This window comes from Agromyces tardus, from assembly GCF_003710805.1.
GTDB lineage: Bacteria > Actinomycetota > Actinomycetes > Actinomycetales > Microbacteriaceae > Agromyces > Agromyces tardus.
On record NZ_RHHB01000007.1, the window covers coordinates 114,308 to 124,354 of the forward strand.

Sequence of the window (10,047 nt, forward strand, 5' to 3'; positions counted from 1 at the left end):
GGTCGGCGTCTCTGACGACGAAGTCGCCCGAAGGGGGCGAGAGTGATTACATCATACATGTGATGTAATCAGCAAGGGATTTTCCGACGGAGGGTGAAGGGTGAACATCATAGGTGTGACGAGAGCCTCGCTAGGCTGTGCCCATGTCCGCTGAACCGAGTGCGACCGACGAGGCCGGCCGACCCGGCTGGTCGCCGTCGACCGCCACGCGCGCGCGCACGCCACGGCTCGGCGTCACGGTCGTGGCCGAGCTCGTCGACGCCATCGTGCGCGGCGACATCCCACCCGGCGGCACGCTGCCGCCCGAGGCCGTGCTCTGCGAGCAGTTCGGCGTGAGCCGCACCGTCATCCGCGAGTCCGTGAAGCGCCTCGAGGAGAAGGGCCTCGTCACGGTCGCCCAGGGCCGCGGCACGCAGGTCACGCCGGCCGACGCATGGAACATGGTCGACAGGACGGTGCTCTCGGCGATGGTCGCGAACGACGCCACGCTCGGCGTGCTCGACGACCTCAGCGTCGTGCGGGCGGCACTCGAGGCGGTCGTCGCGAAGGATGCCGCGGTCTCGCACACCGACGAGCAGCTCGGTCGCCTGCGCGACGCGCTCCAGCTGATGCGCGACACCATCGGCGACGAGCCCGCGTTCAACCAGGCCGACGTGGTGTTCCACGCCGTGGTCGGCGAGATGACCGAGAACCGCCTGGCCGACAACATCGTCAAGACGCTCTTCCACCAGGCCCGCGTGAGCGCGCGCTTCAGCCGGCACAGCGAGCTCGAGCTCACCCTCGACGAGCACGAGGCCGTGTTCGCCGCCATCGAGGCGGGCGACCCGGATGCCGCGGAGTCGGCCATGCGCACCCACATCCTCGACGCGTGGGAGCGCCGCCGCCCCCCGAGCCCGCGCCGCAAGGACGCCTGACCGCCGGAGGCTCCGCCGCGCGCGGAGCCTCCGGTCGTGACGGTCAGTCGAGCAGGTGCTCCAATGCCCGCTGCATCCACTCGGCGCGGGTCGCCGCATCCGAGATGCCCTCGAACCCGAACCCGCTGAACAGCGAGTGCGGCGTCGCCACCACCGCGGCCTCGGGGAAGCCCGCCGCCGTCGTGACGACGAAGTCGTTCGAGTTCGGCGCGCTGCCCTCCGGCGGTCCGCTGATCTCCCAGCCGCCGGTGTCGCCGTTCTCGAACGAGGTCGTGCCCTGGCCGGTCGACACCTCGATGTCGTCGACGAACACGCCCAGCCCCTGGGTGGCCCAGTCGCTGATGTACGCGATCGACACGTCGACCTGGCCGCCGGCGTAGGCCGACAGGTCGACCGACCACTGCTGCCAACCGCCCGAGTTGCCGGATGCCGCGTTCCACTCGCCGGTGGTGCCGGTCGGGTCGCACGTCGTCGCGTCGACGACCGTCTGGTAGTGGTCGAGTTGCGGGTGCAGCTCGTTCCACCCGGCGGGGCAGCTGTCGCCCGTGCTCTGCGACGTGTTGCCGTTGACGTCGGGCAGCGTCGTCCAGTCGTCGGCGCCCGCGGTCCGGGCCTCGACCGCCAGGTGGTCCCAGTCCGCCTCGGTGTCGTACGACGTCCAGAACGACAGGGTGGCGCCGCCGGCCGGAACGTCGATCGTGCGCGTCAGCCGTTTGTACGACACGTCGGAGATCTGGGAGTACACGTAGGCGTCGCCGGCGTGCGGCGAGTACGGACCGCCCTCGCGGTCCCAGCGGCCCGCGACCCAGCTCTCGAACTGCGGGTACTGCGACGTCGGCAGGATGCCGCTCGTCGTGATGAACGAGTCCGAGTGGTCCTGGTTGCCGGCGCTGTCGGCGCCGTTGAAGCCCCAGTCGAACCCGGTGAACGGCGTGTCGACGCCGAGCACGTCGAGGAGGCCGCCCGCCTCCGTCGTGCCGGCATCGCTCACCACGAGGTAGGCGCCGAGCCAGTACTGCAGCGTGTCGTTGGTGAGGTCACCCGATCCGCCGAGCAGACGGCAGCGGGCGAGGACATCCGCGTCCGACGTGCACTGCTGGTTCGCCGCCGTCGGGTCGTACAGCTGCTGGGTGTTCGTCGAGAACTGGAAGCCGGCGTACCTGCCCGTGTAGAGGACCTTGCCGCCCTCGTTCAGGAAGTCGCGGACCTCGAGGATCTGGTCCATCGCCAGCCGCGAGGCGTTGCCGCCTACCCAGCCCGGTTCGCGCGTGATGACGTCGTCGCCGGTGTACCAGATGACGGCGTCGTAGTGCGAGAGCACGCCGAGCGCATCGGATGCGGTGCGGGCCCGGGCATCCACGTCGTAGACGTCGTATCCCGTGCCGTTGGCCTGGAGTGCGGCGGTGTACGAGTCGAGGTAGTTCGGGCCGCCGGCCTGCACCGGCGAGGCGCCCGTGTAGTCCTCGTTGGCGACCACGAGCACGTCGTTGCCGGTCTCCTCGACGGCCTGGTAGGTGAACGACTCACTGGTCGCACCGCCGCCCTCGAACCAGACCTCGACGCTGTCACCAGGGCTCGTGCCGGTGACGAGTCCGCTCATGACCCGGTAGTACACGCTCGTCGAGCCGCCGTAGCGGTCGCCGCCGGTCCATTCCTCGGTCGGAGCGCTGACCGCGGGGCCGCCGTTGATGGAGTACTTCAGCGTCACGTCGCCCAGGTCGCGCCGGGCGAGCACGCGGACCTCCTGCGGGTCGCCGTAGGAGTACTGGAACGTGAAGTTCGACTGCGGCAGGCCGTACTTGTAGGTGTCGTCGCTCTTCAGGTAGAAGGGCTTCGTCTCGATGCCGAGGTGCGACACCGGGTCGGCCGGATCGGCGGCCGACTTGGCCACGTCGAGCGCGAAGGGCAGCGCGCGCTCGAACTCGGCCTGCACCTGCGCCTCGTCGTCGGGGAAGACGAATCCGCCCTCTTGGTCGCCCTCCCCGAGCTCCGGCGTCCAGGCGAGGGTCCCCTGCTGCGAGTGCGCGAAATCGGTGGTCTCGCCGTTGGTCACGTACAGCACGTCGGACGACAGTCCCGGCTCGAAGTCGGGGATCGCCGGGTCGTCACGGTTGCCCGAAAGTGCGTAGTAGATCGGGTCGTCCGCGCTGGGCGTGCCGGTCTGCCAGCCCTCGGGGTAGAGCAGCCACTGCCCGAAGGAGTGGTAGTTGACCTGGAACTCCGCCTTGGAGCGGTCGAGGAGCGAGATCATGGCCTGCGTCTCGGGCTCGGATGCGGCCGACGGACCGCGGTAGGTGTCGCTGCTGATCTGCGCCGACGACCCCTCCTCATCGAACCCGAAGTGCTCGGGGAAGTTGCGGTTCGGGTCGACGCCGTCGGCCCGCGTGATCTGGCCGTCGCCGTCGTTGTCACGCAGGTTCTTCCGCCACAGGCGCTCGTGGTCGAAGGTGTACTGGTACCCGTCGGGGTTGGCGACGAGGAGGAACCACAGCTCGTTGTTCTTGAGGATGCGCTTCACCTCCTGGTCGCCCGACTTCCAGCCGTCGATGTAGTAGTTCATGAGACGGCGGTTCACCTCGGTCGAGATCCACTCGCGAGCGTGCTGGGTGGAGCTGTAGACCACCGCCGGGCGCGTTCCGTCGGGCGTCGGCTTCGCGGCCTGCGTCAACTTGACGGCGATGATCTCCCGGCCCTGGGCGGTGTGGCCGAGCACCTCGAGCTTGACGATCTGCGGGTTCTTCTTCGCGAGGCTGTAGAGCTCGTCGCGGATGCCGCCGGCCTCATCCCACGAACGCCAGACGTCGTAGCCCGACGCGGCCTGCTCCTCCGCCAACTGCTTCGCGGACTTGCCGTCCTTGTTCTTCTTGACGCGCACGTCGACCCCGCGATCCTGCAGTGCCTTCGCTTCCGCCTCGCTGAGCACGACGTCGAGGCTCACCCCGGCATCGGTGACCCGGCTGGCGGCGACGTCGAGTCCGCCGGCGACGAGTTCCGCCGCCTGCTCCGTGCTCACGTCCGCGGTGTACATGTCGAGAGCGCCGTCGTCCTCGGCGGCGTTCGCGCCGATCGGACTCAGCACCGAGAACAGGAGCGCGAGCGATGCGACGCCGACGACGAGACGTTTCGGCGTGAAGCGGATTCCGGCCATGACAACCCCCAGCGGTCCGTCTCCGGCTGCCAGGGGGTGATGGTGACGACCTCGTTGTGCGTACCCATGTTCGCCACGCTTCTGGCGCTCTGCGGACCCTAGGCGACAGCCTGCTGCGATCCGTCGAGCCTTGTCAAGGTGCAGCTGAGGGTTCCTCGGTCGATCGCATGCGGTCGCATGCAGGCACGCCCGGCTGCGCAACCGTTCCGCGTCGTCTTCGGAGCGAACGATTCACGCTCGACGCCACCAGCGGCCGCGCCGCTGCCGCCGTTCGGCCTGCTCGTCGTCGCGGCGTCGCTGCGCCTCCGCAGCCGCCGCCCTGGCCCGGTCCTCCCGTCGCTCCCGCCATGCCGCGACCTCCGCCTCGACGTCCCGCGTCGGCGTGACGACCGGCGGTCCGCCGAGCAGTTGCCGCCGCGCCTCGATCACTCGGGCGTTGAAGTCGGTGAGCGCCTCGCGCACAGACTGCTCCCGGTGCATGCGATCGAGGCGGTCCTCGAGCTCGGCCGCCTCGACGCGCAGCGAGAGAGCCGGCGGACCGAGCCCGGTCAGCCGCTCCTGCTCGATCTTGCGGCGGATCCACCAGTCGGGGTCGTGCTGGTCGAGCCCGGGGAGCGGCTTGCCCGCACCGGGCAGGTCGTCGAACTCCCCGCGCCGGATCGCCTGCTGGATGACGATCTCCACGTACGCGGCACGCTCGGCCGCCGTGGAGCGGTCGACTGCGGCCTCCTTCGGCGGCTCCCCGTCGCCCGGATCCTCGCCCCGCGCGGCGGCCTCGTCGCGCTCCCCCCGCTCGATGCGGTATCGCCACGCGTCGAGGCGCGCGTCCTCGCCCACAGCCCTCGCCTCCTCGCCGGCTACGGTGCGACGGTCACCGTGAAGTCGTAGGTGTCGCCCGTCGCCCCGTCGGTGATCGACACCTCGCTCGTGCCCTCGCCGTGCGGCTCGAAGCCGGGGTTGAACGTGGCCCCGCCCTCGACCTTGCCGGGCACGAACTCCACGACGTGCGGGTCGGATGACTCGCCCGTCCAGGCGGTGACGTCGCCGTCGACCTTGATCACGAGCGTGGTGTCCGACGGCACCTCGACGGTCGTGCCCTTCGCCTCCTGGGGCGTGACGATGATCGGTGCGGGCAGTTCCGCGTCGCCGCCGGTCGAGGCGCATCCGGTGAGCCCGGCGACGGATGCCGCGAGGGCTGCGATGACGAGGTGACGTCGAATGTGCACGAGATCGACCCTAGTGAGGAAGCATGTGGTGCGCGAGGGGGGACTTGAACCCCCACACCCTTGCGAGTACTGGCACCTGAAGCCAGCGCGTCTGCCAATTCCGCCACTCGCGCACGTGTGGAGCACCGTGGTGCGCCAACCAAGCGAGGTTATCACCTCGATCCGGCAATCGCCATTCGAGCGGATGCCGCGGCAGCACGCCGGTCGCCGCCGGCGTGCGAGCCCGCTCCGGCCCCTCCCGCACTCCGGATCCGCCCCTCGTGTCTCCTCGGAGTCGCGCTCGCATCTCGCGCGCATGGCCGACCGGCCCTAGCCTTGTGTGACGGCACCGGCGCCCCGACCGACCGATGAAAGGACCGCCGTGACGACTTCCCCCACGTCTCCCCCCACGCACGATCCCGCAGACGCCGACCTGAGCGGCATCCGCGGCTGGCTGTTCGACCTCGACGGCGTGCTCACGCCGACCGCGGTCGTGCACATGCACGCGTGGGGGCGGCTGTTCCGCCCGTTCCTCGAGGCGCACGGCGCCGCGCCGTACAGCGACGCCGACTACTTCGCGTACATCGACGGGAAGCCCCGCTACGACGGAGTGCGGTCGCTGCTCGAGAGCCGCGGCATCCGCGTGCCCGAGGGCGAGGTGACCGACGACGCGTCGCTCGACACCGTGCACGGCCTCGGCAACCGCAAGAACGACGCGTTCAACGAGACCCTCGCCGAAGAGGGCGTGCGGCCGTATCCCGCGAGCATCGCGCTGCTCGACGCCGTGCACCGCGCCGGAGCGCTCGTGGCGGTCGTCTCGAGTTCCAAGAACGCCCCGTCGGTCCTCGAGGCGGCGGGCATCGCCGACCGGTTCGAGGTCGTGGTCGACGGCGCCGTCGCCGCGCGCGAGGGCATCCCGGGCAAGCCCGCCCCCGACATGTTCGAGCGGGCCGCAGAGCTGCTCGGCCTGCCCACCGAGGCGTGCGCCGTCGTCGAAGACGCGGAGTCCGGCGTCCGGGCCGGCGCGACCGGCGAGTTCGGCATCGTGATCGGGGTCGACCGCGGCGTGGGCCGTGACGCGCTCGTCGAGCTCGGCGCCGACGTCATCGTCGATGAGCTCGACGAGCTGATCCCCGCCGTGGAGCGCGCCGCCGCAACGGCCGGCGCCGCGGCATCCGACACCCGCACCGACACCACCCGTGAGGAACGAGCATGAGGTTCGCCGACACCGATCCGCTGAACCGCAGCCGGTTCCCCATCGACGAGTGGGCGCTCGTCGAGAACGAGTTCGGCCTCGAGGACATGGGGCGCACCGAGACGCTCTTCGCCGTCGGCAACGGCTACCTCGGCCTCCGCGGCAACGTGGAGGAGGGCCGCGACGGGCACATGCACGGCACCTTCATCAACGGCTTCCACGAGACCTGGCCGATCCGCCACGCGGAGGAGGCGTTCGGCTTCGCGCGTGTCGGCCAGACGATCGTGAACGCCCCGGATGCCAAGATCATCCGCCTCTACGTCGACGACGAGCCGCTCGTCATCACCGAGGCCGAGATCCTCGCGTACGAGCGACGCCTGGACTTCCGCACCGGCGCACTCAGCCGCTCGATCGAATGGCGCACGCCCTCGGGCAAGCGGGTGCTCATCACCAGCCGGCGCATGACGAGCTTCACCGACCGCCACCTCGGCGTCATCGACTACGAGGTCGAGCTGCTCGATGCCGACGCGGCGGTGACGATCTCGAGCCAGATCCTCAATCGCCAGGACGGCCGCGACGAGTACCGCTCCGGCGTCACCGAGACGCCCGGCGCGTTCGACCCCCGCAAGGCCGAGACCTTCACCGAGCGCGTGCTGCAGCCGCGGATCAAGCGCGCGCACGGCGGCCGTTTCCTGCTCGGCTACCAGTGCACGAACTCCGGCATGACGATCGCCGTGGGCGCCGAGCACACCATCACGACCGAGGCGCCGTTCACCGAGTCCGCGTCGATCGACGACGATCTCGCGAAGCAGATCTACCGCATCCACGCCCAGCGCGGCATGCCGATCCGGCTCACCAAGACGATGAGCTACCACACGGCCCGCAAGGTGCCGGCGCGCGAGCTCGCCGACCGCTGCGACCGCACGCTCGACCGCGCGAAGGAGGTCGGCGTCGAGGAGATCTTCGCGCACCAGCGCGCCTGGCTCGACGACTACTGGACCCGGTCCGACGTCGAGATCGAGGGCGAGCCCGAACTGCAGCAGGCGACCCGGTGGAACCTCTTCCAGCTCGCCCAGGCCACGGCGCGCACCGACGGCGGCGGGGTCGCGGCGAAGGGCGTCTCCGGCTCCGGCTACGGCGGTCACTACTTCTGGGACTCCGAGATCTACGTCATGCCGTTCCTCAACTACACGGCCCCGATCGTCGCCCGCAACGTGATGCGCTTCCGGCAGCGGATGCTCGACTTCGCCCGCGCCCGGGCCCTCGAGCTCAACCAGCGCGGGGCGCTGTTCCCGTGGCGCACGATCAACGGGCTCGAGTCGAGCGCCTACTACGCGGCCGGCACGGCGCAGTACCACATCGACGCCGACATCTCCTATGCGCTGTGCCAGTACATCGCCGCCACGGGCGACGAGGACTTCCTCGCCCGCGGCGCGATCGACATCCTCGTCGAGACCGCGCGCATGTGGGAGGACCTCGGCTTCTGGCGGTCGAATGCCGACGACGTCTTCCACATCCACGGCGTCACGGGGCCCGACGAGTACACGACGGTCGTGAACGACAACCTCTACACGAACGTCATGGCCCGCAGCAATCTGGCGGCCGCGGCATCCGCCGTCGACAACCTGCAGGTGCTCGACCCGCTCGCCTACCACCGGCTCGTCGACCGGCTCGGCATCACGCCCGCAGAGGTCGCGAGCTGGCGGCGCGCGGCCGCCCACATGCACATCCCGTTCGACCAGAAGCTCGGCGTGCACCCGCAGGACTCGGCGTTCCTCGAGAAGGAGCTGTGGGACCTCGAGCACACGCCCGAGAACCGGCGCCCGCTGCTGCTGCACTACCACCCGCTCGTGATCTACCGGTTCCAGGTGCTGAAGCAGGCCGACGTCGTGCTCGCCCTCTTCCTGCAGGGCGACCGGTTCACGACCGACGAGAAGCTCGCCGACTTCGAGTACTACGACCCGCTGACCACGGGCGACTCGACGCTCTCGGCGGTCGTGCAGTCGATCATCGCGGCCGAGGTCGGCTACCACGAGCTCGCGCTGCGCTACTTCCGTTCGGCGCTCTTCGTCGACCTCGCCGACCTGCACCACAATGCGGCCGACGGCGTGCACGTCGCGTCGACCGGTGGCGTGTGGAGCGCGCTCGTCTCGGGCTTCGGCGGATTCCGCGACCACAACGGCAAGTTCACCTTCGACCCGCGGCTGCCCGACGGGTGGGAACGGCTCACGTTCCGGCTCACGATCCGCGGCACGCGCATCCGGGTCACGCTCACCGTCGACCGCATCACCTTCACGGTCGAGGCGGGCGAACCCGACGCCGAGGTGCAGCTCTCGGTGCGCGGCGAGGAGGTGCGCGTGAGCGCGACCGCGCCCGTCTCGGTGGCGCTCGATGGCCAGGGTCCGCGCCGTGTCGGCGTGCCCACGATGCGGGATGTCGCGGGCACGCGACGCGCCGACGGCACCCTGCTCACGGCGTCGATCCCGACGCTCTCGATCGACGTCGACGATGAGGATGCGGCATCCGTCTACGGCTGATCGGGCGAGTTCGCACGCGGCCCCGCTAGCATGTCAGTCGAATCACGGAACCGGACGGGAGACCTGTGGGCCTACTGGACAACTTCGAGAAGGGTCTCGAGCGCGCCGTCAACGGCGCCTTCGCGAAGACCTTCCGCTCGGGGCTGCAGCCCGTCGAGATCACCGCGGCCCTGAAGCGCGAGATCGACACGAAGGCGGCCGTGGTCTCCCGTGACCGCGTGCTCGTGCCGAACACGTTCACCGTGCGCATGGCGCAGGAGGACTACGAGCGCATGTCGTCGCTCGGGCCCGCCCTGACCGACGAGCTCGTCGACCTCGTGCAGAAGCACGCCGCGAGCCAGCGGTTCCAGTTCGCGGGCGGCATCACGATCGCACTGCAGCCCGACCCCGCCCTGTCGGTGGGCATGGTGCAGGTGGACTCGCGCAACGTGAAGGGCCAGGTCGCCTGGACCCCCGTGCTCGACGTCGCGGGCAAGCGCTACCCGATCCTCAAGGGCCGCACCGTGATCGGCCGCGGCAGCGAGGCCGACGTCACGCTCGACGACACCGGCGCCTCACGCCGTCACGCCGAGGTGCAGTGGGACGGCTCGCGAGCCCGGGTGCGCGACCTCGGCTCCACGAACGGCACGCAGCTCAACGGCGCGCGGGTCACCGATGCGGTGCTCGAGCCCGACTCCGTCATCACCATCGGCCGATCGCGCATCGTCTTCCGCGTGCTCGCCCAGGCATCGAACCCCGGTCCCGCCGCCGGTCCCGCCACCCAGCGCCACGACATGGGCGGGTTCTGGGGGCCGGCCGAATGAGTGAACTGACACTGCTCGTCCTGCAACTCGGCTTCCTACTGCTGCTCTGGGTGTTCATCTTCGCGATCGTCTACGCGCTGCGCAGCGACCTGTTCGGGCAGCGCGTGCGCAAGCTCCAACCGGATGCCGCCGCCGCAGCCGCTCCCGCGCCGGCCGCGTTCCCCGCCCCGGCGCCCGCGATGCCTGCGGCGGGCGCGACCGCGCCCGTGGCCCGGCCGGTGCCCACGACCACGCCCGGCGGCGGC

Annotated in this window: 7 protein-coding genes, 1 tRNA gene and 1 pseudogene; 5 read left to right on the forward strand and 4 right to left on the reverse strand. The window is 70.3% G+C overall.

The window, feature by feature from the left end; genetic code table 11:
- Positions 1-143 precede the first annotated feature (143 nt).
- Positions 144-914 carry a FadR/GntR family transcriptional regulator gene (locus EDM22_RS06745; protein ID WP_122936300.1) on the forward strand — a complete coding sequence of 257 codons (771 nt, stop codon included), beginning with the start codon at positions 144-146 and terminating at the stop codon, positions 912-914.
- 43 nt (positions 915-957) lie between these two features.
- Here EDM22_RS06745 and EDM22_RS06750 read toward each other — a convergent pair whose 3' ends face one another.
- The 4 genes from EDM22_RS06750 to EDM22_RS06760 all read right to left on the reverse strand — a co-directional run bounded on the left by EDM22_RS06750 (position 958) and on the right by EDM22_RS06760 (position 5,401).
- A complete protein-coding gene (locus EDM22_RS06750) occupies positions 958-4,062 on the reverse strand; it encodes a M14 family metallopeptidase (protein WP_212591908.1) in 3,105 nt (1,034 codons plus the stop codon).
- A 231-nt stretch (positions 4,063-4,293) separates the two neighbouring features.
- On the reverse strand, positions 4,294-4,899 hold the full coding sequence (locus tag EDM22_RS19995) for a DnaJ family domain-containing protein (RefSeq protein WP_245989253.1): 606 nt from the start codon (positions 4,897-4,899) through the stop codon (positions 4,294-4,296).
- Positions 4,900-4,919: 20 nt separating this feature from the next.
- Positions 4,920-5,288, reverse strand: coding sequence for a hypothetical protein (locus EDM22_RS20000; protein WP_245989254.1), 369 nt, complete (start codon positions 5,286-5,288; stop codon positions 4,920-4,922).
- Between the two features lie 26 nt (positions 5,289-5,314).
- Positions 5,315-5,401 (reverse strand) — tRNA-Leu (locus EDM22_RS06760).
- 248 nt (positions 5,402-5,649) lie between these two features.
- Between EDM22_RS06760 and EDM22_RS06765 the strand changes: the two genes are divergently transcribed.
- The 4 genes and pseudogenes from EDM22_RS06765 to EDM22_RS20005 form a co-directional block, all read left to right on the forward strand.
- On the forward strand, positions 5,650-6,483 hold the full coding sequence (locus EDM22_RS06765; protein WP_376917963.1) for an HAD family hydrolase: 834 nt from the start codon (positions 5,650-5,652) through the stop codon (positions 6,481-6,483).
- Positions 6,480-8,999: a glycoside hydrolase family 65 protein gene (locus EDM22_RS06770; RefSeq protein ID WP_122936302.1), complete on the forward strand. Its 2,520-nt coding sequence runs from the start codon at positions 6,480-6,482 to the stop codon at positions 8,997-8,999. Before EDM22_RS06765 ends, EDM22_RS06770 begins: the two co-directional genes overlap by 4 nt.
- Before the next feature lie 65 nt (positions 9,000-9,064).
- Positions 9,065-9,802, forward strand: coding sequence for an FHA domain-containing protein (locus EDM22_RS06775; RefSeq protein WP_122936303.1), 738 nt, complete (start codon positions 9,065-9,067; stop codon positions 9,800-9,802).
- Positions 9,799-10,047: pseudogene (locus EDM22_RS20005) on the forward strand (FHA domain-containing protein FhaB/FipA); the annotation flags it as partial. The gene EDM22_RS06775 and the pseudogene EDM22_RS20005, both read left to right, overlap by 4 nt.